The sequence below is a fragment of the Staphylococcus sp. GDY8P72P genome (assembly GCF_016890655.1).
Lineage (GTDB): Bacteria > Bacillota > Bacilli > Staphylococcales > Staphylococcaceae > Staphylococcus > Staphylococcus arlettae.
Genome location: NZ_JAFEQJ010000013.1, coordinates 26,561 through 53,316 on the forward strand (window position 1 = coordinate 26,561; position 26,756 = coordinate 53,316).

The following is a 26,756-nucleotide window of genomic DNA, read 5'->3' on the forward strand; positions in this document are numbered from 1 at the left end:
TAGCATTTAAAAAAAGCCTAGTACAGTTGATGTACTAGGCTACTTTTTATTATGATTCTGATTGATTTTTATCTGTTTCTTTTGTTGGTGTTTCTTTTTTTACTGGTTTACTTTTAGGTTTAAACGTTTTTTTATTTTGTGTTGGTTTACGATCTTTGTTGTTGTTTTTACGTTTAGGACTTGGTTTTGCTTTTGGTTTTGTTGATGTTGTAGCAACATCGTCACCTTCGTTTACTTTCATAATGACTGGTAGTATCATTGGTTTTCTTGCCGTTTTTTCATAGAGATACGGTTGTAACGTTTCAATGATTGAAGACTTAATTTGATGCCATTGAATATCTTTATTTTGATTTAATTTAGCAATGACATCTGTTTTTATTTTACGCTGTGCATCATATATTAACTGACCTGATTCACGCATATAAACAAAGCCTCGTGAAATAATATCAGGACCAGATAGTAATTGATTAGTATCAAAATCAATGCTGACTACAACAATAACTAAACCTTCCTCAGAAAGTAACTTACGATCACGGATAACTACATTTCCGATGTCACCAATACCACTTCCATCAACTAAAACATTACCAGATGGTATGCGTCCTGCTTTACGTGCAGAATCTTTAGTAAGTGCTAGAACATCACCGATATCAAAGATAAAGACATTGTCAGGAGCTACACCACATTCAATACCAGATTGACCGTGGGCTTGTAACATTCTATATTCACCATGAATTGGTAAAAAGAATTTAGGTCTGATTAAACGTAACATTAATTGTTGATCTCCTTGAGATCCGTGGCCAGAAGTGTGAATGTTCGAAACTTTATTATGGATAACTTCTGCACCAGCACGATAAAGTGAATTAATTGTACGATTAATACTCTTAGTATTACCTGGAATAGGCGATGAACTAAATACTACTGTATCTTCAGGAATGATTTTAATTTGTTTATGTGTTCCATTAGCAATTCGAGAAAGTGCAGCCATAGGTTCACCTTGTGAACCAGTACATAAAATTAGTAGTTTGTGTTTTGGAATACTGTTAATTTTATTAGGTTCAACGAACGTTTCAGGTGGGGCTTTAATATAACCAAGCTCCATACCAATTTTAATATTATTTTCCATAGAACGACCAAAAGTTACAATTTTGCGATCGTACTTAATTGCTGCTTCCACTGCTTGTTGTACACGGTAAATGTTAGAAGCAAATGTCGCAAAGATAATACGACCTGTACAATTTCTGAAAATTTTATCTACATTTTGTCCTACTTCACGTTCACTTAATGTGAAATCAGGTACCAATGCATTTGTTGAATCTGAAAGTAAGCATAGTACACCTTCATCACCTAAGCGCGCCATTTTTCCAATGTTTGCTGGCTCACCTACAGGTGTAAAATCAAACTTGAAATCTCCAGTATGCACGATATTACCCTCAGGTGTATTAACAATAACACCATAAGCTTCAGGAATACTGTGCGTAGTTAAATAGAATGAAATTTCAAAGTGTTTCGATTTGATAACACTGCTTTCATCAATTTCAATTAATTTGGTAGTTCTTAATAAATGATGTTCTTCTAGTTTATTTCTAATAAGACCTAAAGCTAAAGGACCACCATAGATAGGCACATTTATTTTCTTTAAAAGGTAGGGCACACCACCTATATGGTCTTCGTGACCATGAGTAATAAATAGACCAACAATCTTATCTTGATTTTGTTCGAGATAAGTATAGTCAGGAATTACGTAATCAATACCGAGTAAATTATCATCTGGGAATTTAATACCTGCATCGATAATTACGATTTCATCCTGATACTCAATGGCATAAGTGTTTTTTCCGACCTCACCTAAACCACCAAGCGCATATACTGCTACCTCATTTTTATGAATTTGTTTCATTATTCAGCTTGCTCCACGTTGAAGTGATCAGATTGTTTTTCATATTCTAAATGTGTGCCCTCTAATTTAGTAACAAATTCAATGTTGTAATTACGGTTTTTCAAATAACGTCTTACTTGTTCTTCGGTTTGTGCTTCTACGTAAATTGTTTGCGTGTTCTCACGTACAATTACTTCGTCTTTATTATGTTGATAAAATACTTTGAATACTGCCATTATATATATTTCCTCCTAAATGCATTTCTTTTTATAAATATTAAATGTATAAATAACAAACCCTAGTATTAATAAAATAGGCAATTCTCTGAATATAAAAGAACATACCAGCTTTCTGCCTAGTATGTTTCTAGGGTGGTTGTAATTCGTTCAATTTAAGAATAAGTATTACAATATTAAACCTATCCAATTATTTATTATTTTACATGATGTGCATAAATAAATAAAGCAGTTTTATCTTCTATTAAAATAGAAGGGATCTAGTGTTGTATGTTTGTCTCTTAAATAATTGTTAATTTATTTCATAATAATGATATTGTATCACGATATGAATAATAAATTTAACTTTGCGTGTTAGTGTAAAATCTAATGACTTAAATTTATTGTAAGTCATTAGATTTACTGTATTCTAAACAGTTAATATCTCAATACTAATAGCGAATGCTAAAAATTTATAAATATGAAAAACTAGAATAATTAGGAGAGAATAGACAAATATTTTGAAATTTCAGTTTTTATATTAAATTGTACTTGAGCATTAAGTTGTAATTCTTTATGATTACAGTATAAAGGAAATGGAATTAGAGAGTGAACAAGTAAAGTAAATTTGAGAAATGGATTTAGGTGATTATTATGGATCAGGTGACAAGAATAATTGAAGATGTAAAAAAGGAAAAAAATAGAAATGATAAAATATTTAAAGGTGCTACTTTTGAAGTGCGGACGGAGCAAGTAATAATGTTCTTTAATTACGAAGAGATTATTAATACACAAAATGAAAATCACTTCTTTGTTAAACACAATCACGACCCTGAATTTTTAGATATTCAATCTTTAAATAGTGTAAAAAGAGAATTAGATAATTTACACATTCCATACAATGAAAGACGCGATGACTTTATGTAAAGCATATGTATACTGACAATTGAAAGTTTATTGTCATGTACAAATAGCAGTTTTTAGTTTAAAAGCATTGAACTATAAACATATTATTTTAGGCTGGTGCATTACTGCGCCAGCCTGTTTTATTACAATTCCACTGCATCTGCTTTCGGCTGTAATGGGTGCTGTGCATCGATATGATCGTAAAACATCACACCATTAATATGGTCAATCTCGTGTTGTACTACGATTGCAGGATAACCTTTAAGACGTAATTTTACTTCTTTACCGTCAATGTCTGTAGCTTTAACAGTAATGCGGTTTTTACGATGTACTAATCCAGGGATATCTTCATCAACACTTAAACAACCTTCACCAGTTGGTAAGTATGCTTCTTGTACACTATGACTCATTATTTTTGGATTAACTAACATTAAATCATATGATTTGCCTTCGCCGTCATCTGGTAAGTACACAGCAATCATTCTTTTAGATAAGTTGATTTGTGGGGCAGCTAAACCAACACCCGAACGTAATCCGTATTTATTAGCTAATTCCTCATCTTGACTATTAATTAAAAATTCGCGCATAGCTAATAATGTATTGCGGTCTTCTTCTGATAGAGGTAATGGCACTTCTTGCGCTTTTTCACGTAGCGTGGGGTGTCCATCTCTAATAATATCTTTCATTGTTAACATTGTTATTACACCTTCCTTAATTCAAACTATACCAAATATATATTAGTATAATACAGTAATCTATTTGATTTATACTATAATATTATATAATATAGCACACACATATGAGGAGGTTTAAGCTCAAAATGAAATTTAAACATGGTATTGTAGTCACATTAGCATCGGCAGTTTTTTTAGCTGGATGTACAACAGATAAAGGTGAAATGAAGAATTATAATGAACAAATTCAAAAAGCATTTGACGAAGAAAAGTCTATTTCAAGTACGGGTAAAAAACTTAATGAGTTAGAACAGCAAAAACAAAAATTAGTAAAAGATATAAATGGTAATGATGAACAAAAAGTGAATAAGACTGCAAGTAAAATCTTAGATAATGTCAAAGAACGTAAATCAACATTTAAAAAAGAAGTAGAGGCAATTAATAAATCAGAAGAAGATTATAAAAAAGCTGGCAAGCATATAGAAAATATCGGTAATAATAAAAAACAAGAAGAAGTTCAACAATTAGATGATGCTTTGAAAGCCAAATATCAAGCACATGAAAAGTACGCTGAAGCATACAATAATGTGTTAGATAAAGAGGAAGATATGTTTAAATATATGTCAGGCGATCAAATTGAACAAAGTAAGATTGACGAAAAATCAAAAGAAGTTTCTAAATCTTATAAAGAAATGGACAAACAATTTAAAGCATATTCCAAAGCAATGAAAAAAGTAGATGAAGAAAAGAAAGATGTAGATAATTTAATTTAATAATCCAACATGTTATGGTATATATATCAATAATATGATTGCGTTTACATTTGTCTCATAATTTACTCCAATAAATAGTGGTACAGTTGCAACTGTTTTATTAGTACAGTTACAAAACTGTACCTCTTTCTATTGCAACAGAACTTTTTTAAATTGTTTAACAGTATAACAGATATGTGATACAATGTGAGAGGATAAAATGAATTTCTATTATACGGGAAAGGTATGGTGAATTGAATGGCTCAGAAGTTAAAGGCCCAATTCGATGCAGAGAAAGTATTGAATGATACTCAATCTCAATTTGAAATGATTCAAATATTGGATGAAGACGGTAATGTTGTTAATAACGATTTAGTACCAGACTTATCAGACGAAGAGTTAGTTGAATTAATGGAGAGAATGGTTTGGACACGTATTCTTGATCAACGTTCTATTTCTTTAAATAGACAAGGACGTTTAGGTTTCTATGCTCCAACAGCAGGACAAGAAGCTTCACAACTTGCTTCACAATACGCTTTAGAAAAAGAAGATTATATTTTACCAGGTTATCGTGACGTACCTCAGTTAATTTGGCATGGTTTACCATTAACAGAAGCGTTCTTATTCTCAAGAGGACACTTTAAAGGTAACCAATTCCCAGAAGGCGTTAACGCACTAAGCCCACAAATCATTATTGGTGCACAATATGTACAAACAGCTGGTGTTGCACTAGGTATTAAAAAACGCGATAAACAAGCGGTAGCAATTACTTATACTGGTGACGGTGGTTCATCACAAGGTGACTTCTACGAAGGTATCAACTTTGCTTCTGCATACAAAGCGCCAGCAATTTTTGTAATCCAAAATAACAACTATGCTATTTCAACACCACGTAGTAAACAAACAGCAGCAGTTACTTTAGCGCAAAAAGCAATTTCAGTAGGTATTCCTGGAATTCAAGTAGATGGTATGGATGCTTTAGCAGTATACCAAGCAACTAAAGAAGCTCGTGATCGCGCAGTTAATGGCGAAGGGCCAACGTTAATCGAAACAGTGACTTATCGTTATGGTCCACATACAATGGCTGGTGACGACCCAACTAAATACCGTACTTCTGATGAAGATTCTGAATGGGAGAAAAAGGATCCATTAGTACGTTTTAGAAAATTCTTAGAAAACAAAGAATTATGGTCTGAAGAAAAAGAAAATGAAGTAATTGAACGTGCGAAAGCAGAAATTAAAACAGCTGTTAAAGAAGCTGACAACACTGACAAACAAACTGTTACTGATTTAATGGATAACATGTATGATGAAATGCCACAAAACTTAGTAGAGCAGTACGAAATTTATCAAGAGAAGGAGTCGAAGTAACCCATGGCACAAATGACAATGGTACAAGCGATTAATAATGCGCTTAAAACTGAATTACAAAACGACGAGAACGTTTTACTTTTCGGTGAAGACGTTGGTGTTAACGGTGGTGTTTTCCGTGTAACTGAAGGGTTACAAAAAGAATTTGGTGAAGACCGTGTATTCGACACACCATTAGCAGAATCAGGTATCGGCGGTTTAGCATTAGGCTTAACATTAGAAGGATACCGTCCTGTTATGGAAATCCAATTCTTAGGTTTCGTATTTGAAGTGTTCGATTCAGTAGCAGGTCAAATCGCACGTCACCGTTTCCGTTCAGGTAACTCAAAACAAGCACCAGTAACAATTCGTGCACCTTTTGGTGGTGGTGTACATACACCAGAATTGCACGCAGATAACTTAGAAGGTATTTTAGCTCAATCACCAGGATTAAAAGTGGTTATCCCATCAAATCCATATGACGCTAAAGGATTATTAATTTCTGCTATTAGAAGTAATGACCCAATTGTTTATTTAGAACACATGAAATTATATCGTTCATTCCGTGATGAAGTACCGGAAGAAGAATACACAATTGATATCGGCAAAGCTAGCGTAAAACAAGAAGGTAACGATATTACTTTAATTGCTTATGGTGCAATGGTTCAAGAATCATTAAAAGCAGCAGAAGAATTAGAAAAAGAAGGTTATTCAGTCGAAGTTATTGACTTACGTACTGTACAACCTATCGATATCGAAACATTAGTAGCTTCAGTTGAAAAAACAGGACGCGCAGTTGTAGTTCAAGAAGCTCAACGTCAAGCTGGTGTTGGTGCTACAGTAGCATCTGAATTAGCAGAACGTGCTATCTTATCATTAGAAGCACCTATTGCTCGAGTAGCTGCAGCAGATACTGTATATCCATTCACACAAGCGGAAAATGTTTGGTTACCAAATAAAAACGATATCATTGAAAAAGCTAAGGCAACTTTAGAATTTTAATTATTACTTAGAGACGAAGTAGATAAGTTAATTTAATTACTACTTCGTTCTGAGATTAATATAATTTGTGCTAAGCTATAGATACAGCTTAGTCACATTTATCATAAGAAAACTTAAAATGAAATCTTAGGAGGATAATAACGTGGCATTTGAATTTAAATTACCCGATATTGGTGAAGGTATCCACGAAGGCGAAATCGTAAAATGGTTTGTAAAAGCTGGAGATCAAATCGAAGAAGATGACGTTTTAGCTGAAGTACAAAACGACAAATCAGTTGTAGAAATTCCGTCTCCTGTTAGTGGGACTATTGAAGAGGTTCTTGTTGATGAAGGAACTGTAGCAGTCGTAGGTGATACGATTGTTAAAATCGACGCACCTGATGCAGAAGAGATGCAATTTAAAGGTAGCGACGAAGATTCATCTGAAGAATCAGCACCTGCTGAAGAAGAAAGCAACGAAGAAGCACCAGTAGCATCTGCTTCATCTGATGAAGATGTAGATGAAAGTAAACGTGTTAAAGCTATGCCTTCAGTACGTAAATATGCGCGTGAAAAAGGAGTTAACATTAAAGCCGTTTCTGCTTCAGGTAAAAACGGTCGCGTAACGAAAGAAGACATTGATGCACACTTAAGTGGTGATACACAAGCTTCTAACGAAAGTGCTGCTCAAGAAACAACTGAAGCAACAGCAACTTCAGGACAATCAACTGCAGTATCAACAGAAGGTGAGTTCCCAGAAACAACTGAAAAAATCCCTGCTATGCGTAAAGCTATCGCAAAAGCAATGGTTAATTCTAAACACACTGCACCACACGTAACATTAATGGATGAAATTGATGTTCAAGAATTATGGGATCACCGTAAAAAATTCAAAGAAGTTGCAGCTGAACAAGGTACTAAATTAACTTTCTTACCTTATGTAGTTAAAGCATTAGTTTCAGCACTTAAGAAATACCCAGCATTAAATACTTCATTTAATGAAGAAGCTGGCGAAATTGTACACAAACATTATTGGAACATCGGTATCGCAGCTGACACTGATAGAGGTTTACTTGTACCAGTTGTTAAAAATGCTGACCGTAAATCAATGTTCGCTATTTCAGATGAAATTAATGAACTTGCTGTTAAAGCACGTGATGGTAAATTAGCACCAGATGAAATGAAAGGTGCTACATGTACAATTAGTAATATCGGTTCAGCTGGTGGACAATGGTTCACACCAGTTATCAATCACCCAGAAGTTGCAATTTTAGGTATTGGCCGTATTGCACAAAAACCTATCGTAAAAGATGGCGAAATTGTTGCAGCACCAGTATTGTCATTATCATTAAGTTTTGACCATAGACAAATTGATGGTGCAACAGGACAAAACGCAATGAACCATATTAAACGATTATTAAATAATCCAGAATTATTATTAATGGAGGGGTAAAACATGGTAGTTGGAGATTTCCCAATTGAAACAGATACTATAGTCATTGGAGCAGGACCAGGGGGTTACGTTGCAGCAATTCGTGCAGCACAATTAGGTCAAAAAGTGACAATCGTAGAAAAAGGCGAATTAGGCGGCGTTTGTTTAAACGTTGGTTGTATTCCTTCTAAAGCATTGTTACATGCTTCACACCGTTATGATGAAGTTCAAAAATCAGAAAATTTAGGTGTTATTGCTGAAGGCGTATCACTTAAATTTGATAAAGTTCAAGAATTCAAACAATCAGTTGTTAAAAAATTAACTGGTGGTGTTGAAGGTCTATTAAAAGGTAACAAAGTTGAAATTGTTAAAGGTGAAGCTTACTTCGTAGATAACAACAGTTTACGTGTTATGGACGAAAAGAGTGCACAAACTTATAATTTCAAAAATGCAATTATTGCTACTGGATCAAGACCTATTGAAATTCCTAACTTTAAATTTGGTAACCGTGTTATTGATTCAACAGGTGCTTTAAACTTACAAGAAGTACCAGGCAAACTTGTTGTTGTTGGTGGCGGTTATATTGGTTCTGAATTAGGAACTGCTTTTGCTAACTTCGGTTCAGAAGTTACAATCTTAGAAGGTGCAAAAGACATCTTAGGCGGTTTCGAAAAACAAATGACTCAACCTGTTAAAAAAGGTATGAAAGAAAAAGGTGTAGAAATCGTTACTGAAGCGATGGCTAAATCTGCTGAAGAAACAGAAAATGGCGTAACTGTTACTTATGAAGCTAAAGGAGAAGAGCAAACAATCGAAGCTGACTATGTTTTAGTAACTGTAGGTCGTCGTCCAAACACTGATGAGCTTGGATTAGAAGAGCTAGGTGTTAAATTCGCGGACCGCGGATTAATTGAAGTAGACAAACAAAGCCGTACATCAATTAGTAATATCTTTGCAATTGGTGATATCGTACCTGGTTTACCACTTGCACATAAAGCAAGTTATGAAGCAAAAGTAGCAGCTGAAGTTATTTCAGGTGAAGCTTCTGAAGTAGACTACATCGGTATGCCTGCTGTATGTTTCACTGAGCCAGAACTAGCACAAGTAGGTTACACTGAACAACAAGCAAAAGATGAAGGCTTAGAAGTTAAAGCTTCAAAATTCCCTTATGCAGCAAATGGTCGTGCGTTATCATTAGATGATACAACTGGATTTGTTAAATTATTAACATTAAAAGAAGATGATACATTAGTAGGTGCACAAGTAGTAGGTACTGGCGCTTCTGATATCATTTCTGAATTAGGTTTAGCAATTGAATCTGGTATGAATGCTGAAGACTTATCATTAACAATACATGCTCACCCAACATTAGGTGAAATGTCTATGGAAGCTGCTGAAAAAGCATTAGGATTACCAATTCATACAATGTAATTAACGTTAATATTTATTAAGGTGTTATTAGCTTTAGAAACGTATTAACTATTTGGGGCGGGACTATGGAATCAAATTAATATAATTTGGTTACTATCCCGCTCTTTTTATATTAAAAATAAAGTGGTGATTACATGGAATATGAATATCCTATTGATTTAGATTGGTCAAATGATGAAATGATGACAGTAGTGTCTTTTTTTAATGCAGTAGAAGCATTTTATGAAAATAAAGTACAACGAGAAACACTCTTAGCGAGATATCAACAATTTAAAAAAATTGTTCCTGGTAAAGCTGAGGAAAAACAAATATTTAAAAGTTTTGAACAAAGTAGTGGCTACAGTAGTTATCATGCTGTAAAACACGCTCAAACAGCAACTGATCAACAGTTTGTTAGTGACAACACGAAATAACTATTGTCTTAAGAGCTATATTTTGGTATTTTTATAAAGCGTTACATAAATGCGTTATAAAATAGACCAAAATATAGCTTTTTTAATTTGCTAATAATGACACAGCTAATACTCAAAAATATTATCTTACTACTGATAGATGCAACATGGGACATAACCTATAACAGAATGGTATATAGTAAATAATGTGTCTTATAAATTGAGCCATGCAGTATATAAATGAATGTGACATTAAACTTAAACTATTTATAATGAGTGACAACTTAGCACTATAAAGTAAAATAAAGTCTCTATGTAGGGGCGGTTATATGAAAGCAAAGTAATGTTGTTTGTTTTCTAACCAGCTCCTTTCTATTATTTGAGGAGGAAAGTAAGTGAACCCTTTATTATCATTTCAATCTGTTAGTAAAGCTTATAATGACGAAAAAATATTGGATGGAATAGATTTACAAATTGAATCAGGACATTTTTATACTTTACTAGGACCTTCAGGTTGTGGTAAAACAACAATTTTAAAACTGATTGCTGGATTTGAACAACCTGATGACGGTACTATAATCTATCAAAATCAAGCTATAACAGCGCTACCTCCAAATAAGCGAAAAGTGAATACGGTATTTCAAGATTATGCATTGTTTCCGCATTTAAATGTTTTTGAAAATGTTGCTTTTGGCTTACGAGTTAAGAAAAAAGACAAACAAACCATTGCTCAAAAAGTAAAAGAAGCATTAGCTTTAGTAAAGTTAACAGGTTATGAACAAAAGAATATTGCAGATATGAGTGGGGGACAAAAACAACGTGTTGCAATCGCGCGTGCAATTGTAAATGAACCTGAAATTTTATTGTTAGATGAATCATTATCAGCATTGGATTTAAAACTGCGTACTCAAATGCAATATGAGTTGAGAGATATTCAAGCTCGCTTAGGCATTACTTTTGTTTTCGTGACACATGATCAGGAAGAAGCATTGGCATTGAGTGATTATATATTTGTTATGAAAGATGGTAAAATTCAACAATTTGGGACGCCGACTGATATATATGATGAACCCGTAAACCGTTTTGTTGCTGATTTTATTGGAGAATCTAATATTATTCCGGGAACAATGGTACAAGATTATGTAGTAAATATTTATGGCCAGAATTTTGATTGTGTAGATATGGGGATTACACCTGATAGACAAGTAGAAGTTGTAATTCGCCCAGAAGATATAATTTTATCATCTCTCGAACAAGGCTTGTTTGAAGTGACAGTTGATTCAATGTTATTTAGAGGTGTACATTATGAAATTTGTTGTATAGATAGAAAGGGTTATGAATGGGTTATTCATTCAACTAAAAAGGCCGAACTTGGTGCTAAAGTAGGCTTGTATTTTGAACCTGAAGCGATACATATTATGGTGCCAGGAGAAAGTGAAGCTGAATTTGATAAACGTATCGATAGCTATGAGGACTCAACACATGCGTAATATAAGTCGTTGGTTGTTTGTACCATATATTTTATGGATGTTACTGTTTATTATTGTCCCTATATTATTACTTGTGTATTTTTCATTTGTAGATTTAGATGGTCATTTTAGTTTGACCAATTATCAACAAATTTTGTCTTCTCGTTATCTTATAATGTTTTGGGAGTCTATTTTGTACGCTTCACTAATAACACTCATTACGTTAGCTATTAGTTATCCTGCTGCCTATTTTATACGTGGTTCCAAATGGCAAAACTTATGGCTGCTAATTTTAATTATTCCAACTTGGATAAATTTACTTCTTAAGACTTATGCATTTATAGGATTATTCAGTCATGATGGTATTATCAATCAAATATTAACTTTTTTACATTTACCTAAAGCAGATCTCTTATTTACTGCACCTGCTTTCTTAATTGTAGCAAGTTATATTTACATTCCATTTATGATTTTACCTATTTTCAATAGTATGAAAGATATACCAACTAATATTTTACAAGCTGCTAGTGATTTAGGAGCTAGCCCGATAGTTAGATTTACAAAAGTAATTCTACCGTTAACTAAGCAAGGTATTCTTACAGGGGTACAAGTTACGTTTATTCCTGCTTTATCTTTGTTTATGATTACACGATTAATTGCAGGTAACAAAGTCATTAACATTGGTACATCAATTGAAGAGCAATTTTTAGTAATTCAAAATTACGGTATGGGTTCGACGATAGCTATCGGTTTGCTCGTGTTTATGGCTTTAATATTAGTTATGACAAATAAAAAATCTTCAGAAAGAAAAGAGTGAATCATATGAAATGGTATGGCAAGTTATATATTGGTATTTTAATAGGCATTTTATACATACCTATTATATTTTTGATGGTGTATTCATTTAATTCTGCCGGCAATATGATCCATTTTGAAGGGTTTACCTTAGAACATTATCAAGCTTTGTTTCACAATAATAAACTGCTATCTGTAATTTTTAATACAATAGCAATTGCTTTAATTGCTGCTGCTATCTCTACTGTTATTGGTACGATGGGGGCGATTGGTTTATACCATTTGAGAAATAAGCAATTAAAAGTTTCCTTATTGACTTTGAATAATGTCTTGATGGTATCTTCTGATGTCGTAATTGGCGCTTCATTTTTAATCATGTTTACGACAATAGGGCACTTTACAGGGTTAGGATTAGGTTTTACTACTGTGTTAATTTCTCATATCGCATTTTGTATACCAATCGTAGTAATTATAGTGCTACCAAGACTATACGAAATGAATAGTAATATGATTCGTGCAGCTAGAGATTTAGGTGCTACTGATTATCAAGTGTTAAGCAAAGTGATGTTACCACAGTTATTTCCTGGTATTTTAGCAGGTTTTTTTATGGCATTAACGTACTCCTTAGATGATTTTACAGTAAGTTTTTTTGTAACAGGTAATGGTTTTAGTGTATTATCAGTTGAAGTCTATGCCATGGCAAGAAAGGGCATTAGTATGGAAATTAACGCTATCTCTACCTTGCTCTTCGTAATTATTATAGTTGGGGTTATAGGTTATTACACTGTTCAAAATATAGTGACACGTAATCATCATCGAAAGCGAGGTATGGAATCGTGAAATATGTGTTACAATTAATATTTACTGCTTTATTCGTTGGTCTATTAGCCCTATATATTAGTCATGAATTGACTACAGGAGATACAACTAAAAAGACTGAAAAAATTAATGTTTATAACTGGGGAGAATATATCGATCCTGCATTAATTAAACAATTTGAACAACAGACAGGAATACAAGTAGTCTATGAAACATTTGATTCCAATGAAGCAATGGAAGCTAAAATACGTAATGGCGGAACAAATTATGATGTTGTGTTCCCAAGTGACTATACTGTGCAAAAAATGACTAGAGAAAAATTATTATTACCAATTGACCATTCAAAAATACCAAACATTAAAAATCTTGATAAACATTATATGGATATGCCATTTGATCCAAAAAATCAATATTCTGTACCATATTTCTTTGGTACTGTGGGTATTATATATAATACCAAGGCATATCCTAATGATAATTTTACTTCATGGGAAAGTTTGTACAACCCAAAATATGAGGAAGATATTTTATTGGTTGATGGTGCACGGGAAATTATAGGATTATCTTTAAACAAATTAGGTTATAGTTTAAATGATAAGAATCCTCAACATTTACGACAAGCAGAACAAGATTTAACACAATTAGCTCCTCAAATTAGAGGGGTAGTTGGTGATGAAGTAACTATGATGTTAGAACAACATGAAGCAAACATTGCGGTTGTATGGAGTGGTGTTGCAGCACCTATTATTCAAAATAATCCAGATTTTAATTACGTAGTCCCTAAAGAAGGGTCGAATTTGTGGTTCGATAATATGGCCATTCCTAAAACAGCACAAAATAAAGCAGGAGCTTATAAATTTATGAATTTCCTGTTAGATAAAAAAGTAAGTAAGCAAAATACTGAATGGGTAGGTTATGCAACACCTAACAAACAAGCTCGAGAAGCATTACCCGAAGAAATTAGCGATGATCAACGTTTTTATCCTAATCGTACTACCCAAGAGCGTTTGGAAGTTTATGAAGATTTAGGACAGAAAACACTTAGTGAATATAACGAAAAATTCTTGAATTTTAAAATGTTATTAAAATAAAGAAAGTTAGTAGTTATTTTCATTTGTTTTCGATATAATGATTTGACTAGTAATATAAGGAGTTGTAGATACATGTCAGGAGAGCAATATATGCAAGTTAGACGTCCTGTGAGTAGGTTGGCAGAAAAAGTATTAGGTTGGTTAAGTTGGGTATTTTTATTACTCTTAACAATTGCTACTATGTTTGTCGCCTTAGTTTCATTTAGCAGTGAAACGTCCATCCAAAACTTAGAAACTTCATTGAATGGTAATCAATTTATACAACAAATTTTAGCGAATAATAGTATGACAACAACACAAGCAGTTATTTGGTTACAAAATGGTATATGGGCTGTAATTGTCTTTTTAATTGTATGTTTGTTGATTTCATTTTTAGCACTTATTTCAATGAATATTAGAATGTTATCTGGTTTCTTGTTTTTAATTGCTACACTCATTACTTTGCCATTAGTGCTATTATTTGTAACACTAATTATTCCTGTATTATTTTTAATCGTATCGATTATGATGTTTGCAAGAAAAGAGAAAGTAGAAGCTATACCGGCTTATTATGGTTACGATGATGACTATGAAGATGACGTGTATGAACCTGCTAAAAAACGCAGAAACGGTAGAGTTCAACAAGAGACAACAGTTGAACCAGAGCCAGAACCAGAAGAACAACACAGTGAACCTGTTGAAGACGTCGAAGCAGATACAGAGAAAAACTCATTACGTCGTGGTGGATATAGTTCAGAAGTAGCTCGACAAGTGAATGCTGATATAGCTGACGAAGAACCTCAAGTATTATCTAGACAAGCTAAATATAATTACAAAAAGAAAAAAGATGATAATACGCATGATGATGATTTTGGTCAAGTAAGCAGTGTCTACGGTGAAGGTAATGACGATTATGTATCTCAAGAAGAACAGAAAAAACAAGAAGAAATGCAACGTCAACAAGCCGAAGAAGAGCGTCGTAAACAGCAGGAAGCGGAAGAAAAGGCTCGCATAAAACAAGAGAAAGCAGAAGAAGCCCAAAGATTAAAACAGGAAAAGGCAGAGGAAAAATCTCGTATTAAAGAAGAAAAGAAAGAACTTAAAAAACGTATTAAAGAAAAACGCAAACAACAACCAAGTGCAGTGGCACAACGTAGAATGAACTATGAAGAACGTAAAAAAGTGACATCACAAGATGTTGATAATCAAGCTGAAGATACTCAGCAAGATGAAAAGGAAAAATAATTTAATTACTCTTAAAAATAGCTACTTACATTATCTTATGTAAGTAGCTATTTTATGTTGTCATTGAAAACAATTTCGGTATTTTTTACAACTCGAATAAATCGTACATGTTTGGGATTTTCTAAAAATTTGATAATATTAAAACGAGAGAAAGGATGAATAAGAATGAAATTAAAAGCTGAAAAAATTATGGCTTGGATAGCTAATGGTTTAAGTATTTTATATGTGATAATTGTTATTTTTGGATTGTTCTTATTGAAGTCTAATACCCAAGAATTTCAAGCCATGTTTGATGAAATAACACAGCAACAAGGACAAACTATATCTACGGATATGATGTATATGAGTTACATTATCCAAGTAGTGGCACTGGTGATAGTTAGTATTATTGCCATCATTGCAACATTGATTATGAAAGCTAATAGAGTTTTAGCGGCAAGTTTATTTATAGTTGTTGCAATTATAAGTTTGTTTGTTTCTAATTTAGTTGCTATGGTTTTATGGCTTATTGTGGCAATTCGCTTATTTACAAAGAAAAAAAATAAAAATGATGGAACGAGGGGTCAGTTTACTAAAGAGAATTCATGGAACCCCGAGGAAGAGTTGAAAGATAAAAAGAATGATCCTTATATTTACTAACAAGAAAACGCCAAGTGGTGAAGCACTTGGCGTTTTTCATTATGTAATATTAAAATTTATAAAATTGTAATAACTGAGTAAATGTATCTTCTAGAAATGTTAAAAAGGCTTTGTCGGACTTTAACTCACTCGCATTTGGTTCAAGTGTGCGAGCAACAAAAAATTCACCTTTTTTCACATTTTTAACTCGTTCTATTGCTTCTTGAATACTAGCATCATCCATATCTTTGATGTATGTTTTTTCTTGAGTCATATGATCCAAGCTAATACTATAATCAGCCGGTAATTGTTTTAAAGCATCCATATTATTTTCGAAGACAGCTACTTGTTGTCCTTTGTCTTTGGCTTCGTGCATAATACCGTACATCACAAATAATTGTGACTCAAAAAGTCCGATTTGAAAATGTGGTTGCATTTTATAACCACGTTTATTAGTAGCGAATGCTACCCACGTGTCTTTTGGTGGATTGACAACACGTCTTGCATGTTTGGCCACATGTGGATAAAAAGTTTCTCCTGTGGCAGTTTCAAGAAATTGAGAGAAATAATCTCCTAATTCATGCAATTGTGGTCTTATATTATCATCTAAGGCTGACATACGTGCGTCTAAACCTGGAATTGAAAAAGTTTTAAAGTCTTTGGGTTTAAAAGTATATTTTGTCATGTTGACCTCCTAATAGCAGTCTATTTGATGGTATTGTAGCATAAATTTCGACTGAAAAAATATAGTTATGCATAGATTGTTATTAATTAGACAAAAATAAAAGTGTATGTATACCACTAAAGCATTCCTTGAGAAATTTTAGGGTTTTAAAGTTTATAGTCGAGTTTAATAGTGTATTTACTGTATAATATGAAGCAAGGTAGGAGATGATATGATGACTGTATACGAATTTGCAAAAGGCTTGATATTAGAAGCAGGCAATAACGTTAGGAAGATTATGGATCAAGATCTTGAAATTGAGACCAAATCCAATCCTAATGATTTAGTTACGAATGTTGATAAGGCAACTGAACATTATATTTATGATAATATCATGCAAACTTATCCTAATCATGCTGTTATAGGTGAAGAAGGTCACGGACATGATTTAGTAGATACATCAGGCGTAGTATGGGTTGTTGATCCTATTGATGGTACGCTTAATTTTGTGCATCAAGGTGAAAATTTTGCTATTTCAATCGGCATTTTCCAAGATGGTCAACCGTATGCAGGTTTTGTTTATGATGTGATGAATGATGTGTTATATCATGCAAAAGTAGGTGAAGGCGCATTTGAAAATGAGACGCTATTACCGAGCATAAAGGATACACAATTAAAACAAAGTATTATTGCTATAAATCCCAACTGGTTAACTAAACCTAAATTAGGTGAAATGTTTAAACCAATAGTAGAAGATGCGCGCAGTGCAAGAGCATATGGCTCTGCAGCTTTAGAAATTATTTATGTTGCTACGGGTAAACTTGCTGCGTATATTACACCAAGACTACAACCGTGGGATTTTGCTGGAGGACTAATTATTCTCCATGAAGTCAATGGGGTTGCTTCTAATTTAGCAGGAGCTACTTTATCTATTACATCTGCAAATTCCATCGTGATAGCAAATAAACAATTACACAATGAATTATTAACTTCTTATTTTAATTATCATCAAGACACGATTACTGTTTTACATGAGCGTATGCAGCAAAAATAAAAATAGAGAGCTAAGGTTACAAATCATCATAATGTGATTTGCGAATCCTTGCTCTCTTCTATTAAACAGTAAAGTACTGATTATAACCAGCCGTTTTCACGATATTTCTTTTTTAACGTAAAGCCAACGCCAAATGTTGCAATGAATAATATAAGTGTTAAAATCATCAGTGGAACATTTGTAGCTGCTAAGCTGAAACTAAACAATAATAAGAATACTATTGCTACTACTGAAAGTACCCAAAAAATTGCTTTAGATTTTTGTTGTTTTTGTTGCATCCCGACCACACCTTTATTGTTTTCTTTAACCAATTATATGATATAATAAAAAAGTTGCAATTAAAAGTGGGAATTTACTCAAGAAAGGAAAATAATTAATGACTCAAATTAGAGAAGATGTTCGTAATATAGCTATCATTGCACACGTAGACCATGGTAAAACAACTTTAGTAGATGAATTGTTAAAACAATCTGGTATTTTTCGTGAGAATGAACATGTAGACGAAAGAGCGATGGATTCAAATGATATAGAAAGAGAACGTGGTATTACTATACTAGCTAAAAATACTGCCGTAGATTATAAAGGGACACGTATTAATATTTTAGATACTCCTGGACACGCTGACTTTGGCGGTGAAGTTGAGCGTATCATGAAAATGGTAGACGGAGTGGTATTAGTAGTTGATGCTTATGAAGGTACGATGCCACAAACGCGTTTTGTGTTGAAAAAAGCGCTAGAACAAAATTTAAAACCTGTTGTAGTTGTAAATAAAATAGATAAACCATCTGCAAGAGCAGAAGCGGTAGTAGATGAAGTATTAGACCTATTTATCGAATTAGAAGCTTCAGACGAGCAACTAGAATTCCCAGTGGTTTATGCTGCAGCAGTAAATGGTACAGCGAGTTTAGATGCAGAGCAACAAGATGAAAATATGCAGTCATTATACGAAACAATTATTGATTACGTACCAGCACCAGTAGATAATCGCGAAGAACCTTTACAATTCCAAATTGCATTATTAGATTACAATGATTATGTGGGACGTATTGGCGTAGGACGTGTGTTTAGAGGAACAATGCGTGTAGGTGATAATGTTTCACTTATTAAATTAGATGGAACAATTAAAAATTTCCGTGTAACTAAAATCTTTGGTTATTTTGGATTAAACAGAGTTGAAGTTCAAGAAGCCGTTGCTGGTGATTTAATTGCTGTATCAGGAATGGAAGACATTAACGTTGGTGAAACAGTAACACCGCATGATCATCAAGAAGCGTTACCAGTACTACGAATCGATGAACCAACATTAGAAATGACATTTAAAGTAAATAATTCACCGTTTGCAGGTCGTGAAGGTGACTTTGTAACAGCACGTCAAATTCAAGAACGTTTAGATCAACAATTAGAAACAGATGTATCATTGAAAGTTACGCAAACTGATTCACCTGATACATGGATTGTTGCAGGACGTGGAGAATTACATTTATCAATATTAATTGAAAATATGCGTCGTGAAGGCTATGAATTACAAGTTTCTAAACCACAAGTTATCTTAAAAGATATTGATGGTGTTACTTGTGAACCATTCGAACGTGTACAATGTGAAGTGCCACAAGAATATACTGGTGGCGTTATTGAGTCTTTAGGTCAACGTAAAGGTGAAATGTTAGACATGGCAACAACTGACAATGGCTTAACTCGTATCATCTTTATGGTACCAGCTCGAGGCTTAATCGGATATACTACTGAATTTATGTCACAAACGCGTGGTTATGGTATTATTAACCATACTTTCGAAGAATTTAAACCACGTATTAAAGGCTATATTGGTGGTAGAAGAAATGGTGCGCTCGTTTCAATGGATCAAGGTCAAGCAAGTGCATATGCAATTATGGGCTTAGAAGACCGTGGTACTAACTTTATGGAACCAGGTACTGAAGTATATGAAGGTATGATTGTTGGTGAACATAATAGAGATAATGATTTAACAGTTAATGTGACTAAAGTTAAACAACAAACCAACGTACGTTCAGCAACGAAAGACCAAACAGTGACAATGAAACGTCCAAGAGTCTTAACATTAGAAGAAGCATTGCAATTCATTAATGACGATGAATTAGTAGAGGTTACTCCTGAAAGCATACGTTTAAGAAAGAAAATCTTAGAAAAATCAGCTCGTGAAAAAGAAGCAAAACGTGTGAAACAATTAATGCAAGATGAAGAGTAACACAAAAATCCCAGTCCATGAAATTCATGGACTGGGATTTTTATGTTATCGATGATTAAATGTTGTATATTGATGGCGCTGTTTTGGGCGATCTAATCTACTTTTACATTCATCACACATAAATGTGTGCATCGGATCATTACGTAAACGTTTGGCTTCTAGAGTGTTCTCATCAATAAATACAGTTGTATCACAAATTATACACTGTACTTTAATCATTATTAAATCACCTCAATATGTGTTACATAGTCAAATTGGTGTGAATAGCCATTTTCCGGTGTATAGATAAAACTATTAACGGCGTTGTCTGTATAAAGACGTTTACCTTCATGCGCAAATTTGAAAAATAAATATGGTAATAATTCAATGTCTAATTCAATAGCATCTTGATCATTAAATAAACGAATTTTTGAAGCATCGTGTTTTGGTTCTGCATTTTTAAAAAATGGCGCCATATTAATTACGAATGTACCATCTAACATAGCATTCTTTTTATATTTAATTTCAGAATTTAGTGTTGGTGGATTTGTTTGACCTTCTAAAATGGCACGATTCCATTCACGGTTATCACTAAATTGAATGGGTTTGGAACCATCAAATACACCAGCTTCTAAATCTTCAATTTTGACTTTACGATCATCAAAAATCCAAGTTGTACTATCTAATGTAATTGGAAATTTTACTGCACCTTTAATTTGTATCATTGTCCCAGCTCCCTATGTTAAATTTATCGATTGTTGACACAACTATAAGCTAAATAAAGCTATAAATAGTAATGTGAAATTATGACTATTTTGTGAATTAATATTACATCATGATTACATTTTTATTAAAGATATAATGAATACTAAATAGCAAAATTCCAGTTGATAGTTATGCCTACTACTTTTTAGCCCTGTTTAAGTTAAGTAAAAAAGCGAAGTAATAAACATAAACAATACAATTTAATTTTACCACAGATGAAAGGGCGAAGTATATTACCCAAATTAACTTGCTTTTTAAATCTGTGTAAGATAGAATTTTAATATAAAGTTACATTTGATAGGGGGAGTATGTCATGGTAAAGAGTAAAAATTTAAATAGTGCGGCATATGACCAGTTAAATAAAGATGCAGATAGAATTCTCCAATTGATTAAAGTTCAAATGGATAATCTTACTTTGCCTCAATGCCCATTATACGAAGAAGTACTCGATACTCAAATGTTTGGCTTACAAAAAGAAGTCGATTTTGCAACACAATTAGGATTAATTGATAGAGAAGAAGGAAAAGCGCTCATGTTACGTTTAGAAAAAGAACTTTCAAAATTACATGATGCTTTTACCAATGTTTAATATAATGTATAAATAGAATTAAATGTTTGTTCATAGACAGATTATAAAATGAGTTTGATGACAGTAATAAAACTACATAAACAAATTTTTTAGCTAGAGAGACAATATTACAATTGAGCTTTCTAGCTATTTTTTATAAATAAATTAAAATTCCCTATGACTTTGTTCGAAACTATAGGCTAAAATTTGCTATAATGTACAATGTGCAATTTAAATATAATTTAGAAGTTATACATATTATGCACAGTTAATAATGAAATCAATTAAGATTTATGGATTAAACTGTTACAAAAAAGATATTAATATTAGAATTGGATGAAATGTAAATGAAAAACATAAAGCAACTATTTCGACAAGTAGGTAAATATGCGCGATATATCGATTATCCGTTAGTTGTTACATATTTATTACTGTGTTTAATCGGGTTAGTTATGGTTTACAGTGCTAGTATGGTGGCAGCCACAAAAGGTTCATTAACAGGTGGTAACCCAGTTTCAGGAACTTACTTTTATACACGTCAACTGATGTATGTCATCATGAGTTTATGTATTGTCTTTTTCATGGCTTTTTTCCTGAATGTTAAATTTTTAGCTACCACTCGATTTCAAAAATGGATGATGGCGCTTTTAGTAATTTTGTTATTAGCCACATTAGTAGTGGGAAGCAATATTAATGGTTCTAAAAGTTGGATAAATTTAGGATTTATGAATTTACAAGCATCCGAACTGTTAAAAATTGGTATCATTTTATATATACCATATATGATAGAAAAAAAGCGACCACGTGTCTTTACTCAACCTAAACTATTAACCTCACCTATTATTTTGGCAGGTTTTTGTATTGGTCTCGTCTTTTTACAACGAGATGTGGGACAAACATTGCTTATTTTAATTATCTTTTTCGCTATTTTATTTTATGCTGGTATTGGTGTTCAGAAGTCCATTAAGTACATATTAACTATTTTAGTTGGAGCGGTGATCATCGGTTCGTTATTACTATTATTAGGATTAGTACCGGACTATTTAACTGCTCGTTTCAGTACGCTAGCAAATCCATTTAGTACTGAAGAAGGTACTGGTTATCATATTGCCAATTCGTTATTGGCAATAGGTAATGGAGGATTGTTTGGTAGAGGACTTGGTAACAGTATAATGAAACTTGGTTATCTACCTGAACCACACACTGATTTTATCTTTGCGATTATTTGTGAGGAACTTGGTTTAATAGGCGGCTTGTTTGTCATTTGCTTGTTATTCTTTATTGTTTATCGAGCGTTTGAACTAGCTAATAAAACAAGCTCTTATTTCTATAAACTTGTCTGTGTCGGTGTAGCAAGTTATATTGGTAGCCAGACTTTCGTTAATTTGGGTGGTATTTCAGGAACTATTCCATTAACCGGTGTACCATTACCATTCTTGAGTTTTGGTGGCTCTTCAATGATTAGTTTGAGTATTGCTATGGGCTTATTGCTGATTACTGCTAAACAAATTAAAATTGATGAGCAGCGTCTTAAAAAGCAACAACAAAATAATCCGTTTACTAATAGACAACGGTGATTAACATAAAACAAACTTTACAAGGTAAACTGCCTGTAAAGTTTGTTTTTCTATCTCTAGAAAAATTATAATTGCTTAGCTTATTTGCATATAGTGATAAGTTTTTGTTATCAATAGTAATAACTTTTTTTAATTTTTAAAATGTGATAATATGATTAGAGATACGACAAATATACGTTTTATGGCATGATTTAGGTTATAGCCAAGTGTCTCTACAGTGAATTTTAGGTGTATAAATAAACGGAAATTTGCATTATCAATTTTAATCACTGTATACAAAGTTCGTATTTTGATATAATATAATGTATCTAATTATTTAGAAAATTCAAAATTTTAAGGGGGACCATGATTTGAGGAATATAAATAAATTACTAGTAGCCAATCGTGGGGAAATTGCAATACGTATTTTTAGGGCAGCGACAGAATTAGATATTTCGACTGTTGCAATTTATTCAAATGAAGATAAAGGTTCTTTACATAGATATAAAGCAGATGAGTCTTACTTAGTGGGAGAAGATCTAGGCCCTGCGGATAGTTATTTAAATATTGAACGTATTATAGATGTTGCTAAACGTGCAAATGTAGATGCTATACATCCAGGATATGGCTTTTTAAGTGAGAATGAAACATTTGCCAAACGTTGTGCTGAAGAAGGGATTAAATTTATTGGTCCACATCTTGAACACTTAGATATGTTTGGAGATAAAGTTAAAGCAAGAGAAACAGCAATAAAAGCAGATTTACCAGTTATACCTGGTACGGATGGCCCAATAGAAAGCTATGAAGCTGCACAAGATTTTGCTAATGAAGCAGGCTACCCATTGATGATTAAAGCCACAAGTGGTGGTGGCGGTAAAGGGATGCGTATCGTTAGAAGTAACGATGAATTAGAAGATGCTTTTTACAGAGCGAAATCTGAAGCTGAAAAATCATTTGGTAATAGTGAAGTTTATATTGAAAAATATATAGATAATCCTAAACATATTGAAGTACAAATTATGGGTGATGAACACGGTAATATTGTACATTTGTATGAACGTGACTGTTCTGTACAACGACGTCATCAAAAAGTAGTGGAAGTCGCACCTTCAGTTGCACTACCAGATGCATTAAGAGAAGAAATTTGTGAAGCAGCATTAGATTTATCACGCAAAATAAAATATGTGAATGCAGGTACTGTAGAGTTTTTAGTTTCAGGCAATGAATATTACTTTATTGAAGTGAATCCACGAGTTCAAGTAGAACATACTATTACTGAAATGATTACTGGTGTTGATATTGTTAAAACACAAATTTTAGTAGCTGATGGTGCATCATTATTCAGTGACAGTATAGCGATGCCACAACAAGAAGAAATACAAACTTTAGGTTATGCTGTGCAATGTCGTATCACAACTGAAGACCCAACAAATGATTTCATGCCAGATACAGGACGTATAATTGCTTATCGATCAAGCGGTGGGTTTGGCGTACGTTTAGATGCTGGTGATGGCTTCCAAGGTGCAGAAATTTCACCATATTATGATTCTTTACTAGTTAAACTATCTACGCATGGTATGAATTTCAAACAAGCCCAAGAGAAGATGGACCGCTCGTTACAAGAAATGAGAATTCGTGGTGTTAAAACAAACATACCTTTCCTTATCAATGTAATGCGTAATCCACAATTCATTAGTGGTGACTATACAACAAAATTTATTGAAAATACGCCAGAATTATTTAACATTGAGCCTACAAGAGACCGAGGTACTAAAACGTTAGAATATATTGGAAATGTGACTATTAATGGTTTCCCAAATGTTGATAAAAGACCGAAACCAGAATATGAAGCATCACCGATTCCTCGAGTAGATGGTAAAACGATAAGTCAACTTTCTGGTACTAAACAGATTTTAGATAAAGAAGGGCCAGCAGGAGTTACGAAATGGTTGAAAGAACAAGATGATGTTTTAATCACTGATACAACATTTAGAGATGCACATCAATCATTACTAGCAACACGTGTACGTACGAAGGATATGATGAATATAGCCTCTAAAACGTCACAAGTGATGCAAGATAATTTTTCTCTTGAGATGTGGGGCGGCGCAACATTTGATGTAGCTTATAATTTCCTAAAAGAAAGTCCTTGGGAACGATTAGAACGTCTACGTAAGGCAATTCCTAATGTGTTATTCCAAATGTTGTTACGTGCATCAAATGCTGTAGGATATAAAAACTATCCAGATAATGTCATCAAAAAGTTTGTGAAGGAAAGTGCTGAAGCGGGCATAGATGTTTTCCGTATATTTGACTCACTTAATTGGGTAGATCAAATGAAGGTAGCAAACGAAGCCGTGCAGGAAGCAGGTAAAATTTCTGAAGGTACGATTTGTTATACAGGCGATATTTTAAATCCTGAACGTTCTAATATTTATACAATTGATTACTATGTGAATTTAGCCAAAACTTTAGAGCGTGAAGGTTTCCATATTTTAGCAATTAAAGATATGGCAGGTTTATTAAAACCGAAAGCAGCGTTCGAATTAGTAAGTGAATTAAAAGCAGCTGTGAATTTACCAATTCATTTACACACACATGATACAAGTGGTAACGGCATATTAATCTATAAACAAGCAATTGACGCTGGTGTAGATGTTATTGACACGGCTGTTGCGACGATGAGTGGCTTAACGAGTCAACCAAGTGCTAACTCACTTTACTATGCACTTAATGGCTTCGATAGAAATATGCGTGCTGACATTGATGGATTGGAGACATTATCACATTATTGGGGAACTGTCAGACAGTATTATAGTGACTTTGAGAGTGATATCAAATCACCAAATACTGAAATATATAAACATGAAATGCCTGGTGGTCAATATTCTAATTTACATCAACAAGCTAAAAGTTTAGGATTAGGAAATCGCTATAATGAAGTGAAAGACATGTATCGACGAGTGAACTTCTTATTTGGTGATATTGTGAAAGTAACGCCATCATCTAAGGTTGTCGGAGACATGGCATTGTATATGGTTCAAAATGACTTAGACGAAGACTCAGTTATTAAAGATGGACATAAACTTGATTTCCCAGAATCTGTAGTGTCGTTCTTTAAAGGTGAAATAGGTCAACCTGTTGGTGGATTTAATGAAAAATTACAGAAAGTAATTTTAAAAGGCCAACAACCACTCACAGATAGACCGGGTGAATATTTACCATCAGTTGATTTTGAACAAGTAAGACAAGAGCTAGAGCAATTACAACTTAAAGATGTCACAGAACAAGACATCATTAGTTATGTGTTGTACCCTAAAGTATATGAACAATATATACAGACAAGAGAACAATTTGGTAATGTTTCGATACTAGATACTCCAACATTCTTCTTTGGAATGCGACACAATGAAACTGTTGAAATTGAGATTGATACGGGTAAACGTCTAATTATTACGTTAAAAGCTATTACAGAGCCAGATGATAAAGGTGTTAGAACGATATTTTTCGATATGAACGGTCAAGCACGTCGTATTTACATTCAAGATGAAAATGTAAAAGCGAATGCAAGTGTTAAACCAAAGGCAGATAAATTAAATCCAAATCATATTGGTGCTCAAATGCCTGGATCAGTCACTGAAGTTAAGACTAAAGAAGGCGAATCTGTTAAAAGTGGCCAAGCATTGTTAATTACTGAAGCTATGAAAATGGAAACAACAATTCAAGCTCCATTTGAAGGTGTAGTCCGTAAGATAACAGTGCAAAGTGGCGATGCTATTGAAACAGGAGATTTATTAATCGAAATTGAAAAAGAACCAGTAGATTAATTATAAAGATAAAAAGAGAGGTGCCGTCTAGGAGCTTCTCGCACAACGTAAACAAACCTTAGGTGATGATTGGCGCTGAACCCTTAGAATG

25 protein-coding genes are annotated in these 26,756 nt (G+C 33.3%); 18 read left to right on the top strand and 7 right to left on the bottom strand.

The annotated features are described in order from the left end of the window. Positions 1-49: 49 nt before the first annotated feature. On the bottom strand, positions 50-1,900 hold the full coding sequence (gene rnjA, locus JVU85_RS06565) for a ribonuclease J1 (RefSeq protein ID WP_002510842.1): 1,851 nt from the start codon (positions 1,898-1,900) through the stop codon (positions 50-52). Further along, complete coding sequence (locus tag JVU85_RS06570) at positions 1,900-2,115, bottom strand: DNA-dependent RNA polymerase subunit epsilon (protein ID WP_002510841.1); 216 nt, start codon at positions 2,113-2,115, stop codon at positions 1,900-1,902. Before JVU85_RS06570 ends, rnjA begins: the two co-directional genes overlap by 1 nt. 633 nt (positions 2,116-2,748) lie before the next feature. Here JVU85_RS06570 and JVU85_RS06575 point away from each other — a divergent pair. Continuing rightward, complete coding sequence (locus JVU85_RS06575) at positions 2,749-3,021, top strand: hypothetical protein (protein ID WP_002510840.1); 273 nt, start codon at positions 2,749-2,751, stop codon at positions 3,019-3,021. Positions 3,022-3,143: 122 nt separating this feature from the next. Here the strand turns inward: JVU85_RS06575 and def are convergent, their stop codons facing one another. After that, entirely contained in the window at positions 3,144-3,695 is a 552-nt protein-coding gene (gene def, locus JVU85_RS06580; protein WP_002510839.1) for a peptide deformylase, read from the bottom strand. A 125-nt stretch (positions 3,696-3,820) separates the two neighbouring features. Between def and JVU85_RS06585 the strand changes: the two genes are divergently transcribed. The 12 genes from JVU85_RS06585 (at position 3,821) to JVU85_RS06640 (ending at position 16,049) form a co-directional block, all read left to right on the top strand. Further along, positions 3,821-4,447: a YkyA family protein gene (locus JVU85_RS06585; RefSeq protein ID WP_002510838.1), complete on the top strand. Its 627-nt coding sequence runs from the start codon at positions 3,821-3,823 to the stop codon at positions 4,445-4,447. A 237-nt stretch (positions 4,448-4,684) separates the two neighbouring features. Then, a complete protein-coding gene (pdhA, locus tag JVU85_RS06590; RefSeq protein ID WP_002510837.1) occupies positions 4,685-5,797 on the top strand; it encodes a pyruvate dehydrogenase (acetyl-transferring) E1 component subunit alpha in 1,113 nt (370 codons plus the stop codon). 3 nt (positions 5,798-5,800) lie between these two features. Beyond that, positions 5,801-6,778 carry an alpha-ketoacid dehydrogenase subunit beta gene (locus JVU85_RS06595; protein WP_002510836.1) on the top strand — a complete coding sequence of 326 codons (978 nt, stop codon included), beginning with the start codon at positions 5,801-5,803 and terminating at the stop codon, positions 6,776-6,778. A 142-nt stretch (positions 6,779-6,920) separates the two neighbouring features. Continuing rightward, complete coding sequence (locus tag JVU85_RS06600; protein ID WP_204172178.1) at positions 6,921-8,210, top strand: 2-oxo acid dehydrogenase subunit E2; 1,290 nt, start codon at positions 6,921-6,923, stop codon at positions 8,208-8,210. 3 nt (positions 8,211-8,213) lie between these two features. Continuing rightward, positions 8,214-9,620, top strand: coding sequence for a dihydrolipoyl dehydrogenase (gene lpdA / locus JVU85_RS06605; protein ID WP_002510834.1), 1,407 nt, complete (start codon positions 8,214-8,216; stop codon positions 9,618-9,620). Positions 9,621-9,754: 134 nt separating this feature from the next. Further along, positions 9,755-10,033 (top strand): UPF0223 family protein, encoded by a 279-nt coding sequence (locus tag JVU85_RS06610; RefSeq protein ID WP_002510833.1) that lies wholly within the window; start codon positions 9,755-9,757, stop codon positions 10,031-10,033. Between the two features lie 374 nt (positions 10,034-10,407). Beyond that, on the top strand, positions 10,408-11,502 hold the full coding sequence (locus tag JVU85_RS06615) for an ABC transporter ATP-binding protein (RefSeq protein WP_002510832.1): 1,095 nt from the start codon (positions 10,408-10,410) through the stop codon (positions 11,500-11,502). Continuing rightward, positions 11,495-12,298 (top strand): ABC transporter permease, encoded by an 804-nt coding sequence (locus tag JVU85_RS06620; protein WP_002510831.1) that lies wholly within the window; start codon positions 11,495-11,497, stop codon positions 12,296-12,298. The genes JVU85_RS06615 and JVU85_RS06620 overlap by 8 nt, the downstream gene beginning before the upstream one ends. 5 nt (positions 12,299-12,303) lie before the next feature. Further along, positions 12,304-13,116, top strand: a complete 813-nt coding sequence (locus tag JVU85_RS06625) for an ABC transporter permease (protein WP_002510830.1) — start codon at positions 12,304-12,306, stop codon at positions 13,114-13,116. Next, a complete protein-coding gene (locus tag JVU85_RS06630; protein ID WP_002510829.1) occupies positions 13,113-14,186 on the top strand; it encodes an ABC transporter substrate-binding protein in 1,074 nt (357 codons plus the stop codon). The genes JVU85_RS06625 and JVU85_RS06630 overlap by 4 nt, the downstream gene beginning before the upstream one ends. Positions 14,187-14,258: 72 nt before the next feature. Next, a complete protein-coding gene (auxB, locus tag JVU85_RS06635) occupies positions 14,259-15,410 on the top strand; it encodes a lipoteichoic acid stability factor AuxB (protein ID WP_021459043.1) in 1,152 nt (383 codons plus the stop codon). Between the two features lie 165 nt (positions 15,411-15,575). Further along, entirely contained in the window at positions 15,576-16,049 is a 474-nt protein-coding gene (locus tag JVU85_RS06640; protein ID WP_002510827.1) for a DUF4064 domain-containing protein, read from the top strand. A 49-nt stretch (positions 16,050-16,098) separates the two neighbouring features. Here the strand turns inward: JVU85_RS06640 and JVU85_RS06645 are convergent, their stop codons facing one another. Continuing rightward, entirely contained in the window at positions 16,099-16,713 is a 615-nt protein-coding gene (locus tag JVU85_RS06645; protein WP_002510826.1) for a YktB family protein, read from the bottom strand. A gap of 214 nt (positions 16,714-16,927) precedes the next feature. On the opposite strand from JVU85_RS06645, the gene JVU85_RS06650 reads away from it, so the two are divergent. Next, complete coding sequence (locus tag JVU85_RS06650) at positions 16,928-17,746, top strand: inositol monophosphatase family protein (protein WP_021459042.1); 819 nt, start codon at positions 16,928-16,930, stop codon at positions 17,744-17,746. An 80-nt stretch (positions 17,747-17,826) separates the two neighbouring features. On the opposite strand, the gene JVU85_RS06655 is transcribed toward JVU85_RS06650, so the two are convergent. Continuing rightward, a complete protein-coding gene (locus JVU85_RS06655) occupies positions 17,827-18,024 on the bottom strand; it encodes a DUF5325 family protein (RefSeq protein WP_002510824.1) in 198 nt (65 codons plus the stop codon). Positions 18,025-18,122: 98 nt separating this feature from the next. On the opposite strand from JVU85_RS06655, the gene typA reads away from it, so the two are divergent. Beyond that, a complete protein-coding gene (gene typA, locus JVU85_RS06660; RefSeq protein ID WP_002510823.1) occupies positions 18,123-19,970 on the top strand; it encodes a translational GTPase TypA in 1,848 nt (615 codons plus the stop codon). 45 nt (positions 19,971-20,015) lie between these two features. Here typA and JVU85_RS06665 read toward each other — a convergent pair whose 3' ends face one another. After that, entirely contained in the window at positions 20,016-20,189 is a 174-nt protein-coding gene (locus JVU85_RS06665) for a DUF2197 domain-containing protein (RefSeq protein ID WP_002510822.1), read from the bottom strand. Positions 20,190-20,191: 2 nt separating this feature from the next. Further along, a complete protein-coding gene (locus tag JVU85_RS06670) occupies positions 20,192-20,674 on the bottom strand; it encodes a hypothetical protein (protein ID WP_021459041.1) in 483 nt (160 codons plus the stop codon). 353 nt (positions 20,675-21,027) lie between these two features. On the opposite strand from JVU85_RS06670, the gene JVU85_RS06675 reads away from it, so the two are divergent. The 3 genes from JVU85_RS06675 (at position 21,028) to JVU85_RS06685 (ending at position 26,665) form a co-directional block, all read left to right on the top strand. Further along, positions 21,028-21,303 carry an Fpa/YlaN family protein gene (locus JVU85_RS06675; protein WP_002510820.1) on the top strand — a complete coding sequence of 92 codons (276 nt, stop codon included), beginning with the start codon at positions 21,028-21,030 and terminating at the stop codon, positions 21,301-21,303. A 326-nt stretch (positions 21,304-21,629) separates the two neighbouring features. Continuing rightward, entirely contained in the window at positions 21,630-22,859 is a 1,230-nt protein-coding gene (gene ftsW / locus JVU85_RS06680; RefSeq protein ID WP_021459040.1) for a cell division peptidoglycan polymerase FtsW, read from the top strand. Between the two features lie 350 nt (positions 22,860-23,209). Further along, positions 23,210-26,665: a pyruvate carboxylase gene (locus JVU85_RS06685; protein WP_021459039.1), complete on the top strand. Its 3,456-nt coding sequence runs from the start codon at positions 23,210-23,212 to the stop codon at positions 26,663-26,665. The last annotated feature ends 91 nt before the right edge of the window (positions 26,666-26,756 follow it).